1 protein-coding gene is annotated in these 505 nt (G+C 69.5%); it reads right to left on the bottom strand.

From position 1 onward, the window contains the following. Positions 1–505 (bottom strand): polyketide synthase (locus POF73_RS45900; RefSeq protein ID WP_272125496.1); only part of this gene is annotated, 505 nt, incomplete at both ends.

Genomic DNA, 505 nt, shown 5'->3' with positions numbered 1-505 from the left:
GTTACTGGCACCGTCCTGGTTGACCGCACTGCCGGCGACCACGGCCAGCACCCGGTGCCCGTTGCGTCGGGCATCCGACAGCCGCTCCACCAGCAGCAGACCCACACCCTCCGACCACGCCGTACCATCCGCGCCGTCCGAGAACGCCTTGCACCGACCATCCACCGCAAGCCCCCGCTGCCGCGAGAACTCGAGGAAGGTCTCCGGGGTCGACATCACGGTCACACCACCGGCCAGTGCCATGTCGCATTCGCCGGAGCGCAGGGCCTGCGCGGCCAGGTGAAGGGCTACCAGCGACGACGAACACGCCGTGTCCACCGTCACCGCAGGACCCTCGAAACCGTACGTGTACGCGATACGACCCGAGGCCACGCTGCCGGTGTTCCCGGTCATGAGGTACCCACCGGAGTCGAGCTCGCCCGAGCGGAGGACGGAGCCGTAGTCCTGAGCCATGGCGCCGGTGAAGACGCCGGTGCGGCTGCCGCGCAGCGTCGCCGGGTCGATA

The organism is Streptomyces sp. HD, from assembly GCF_028369295.1.
GTDB lineage: Bacteria > Actinomycetota > Actinomycetes > Streptomycetales > Streptomycetaceae > Streptomyces.
This window is presented reverse-complemented; position numbering and strand designations above follow the sequence as displayed.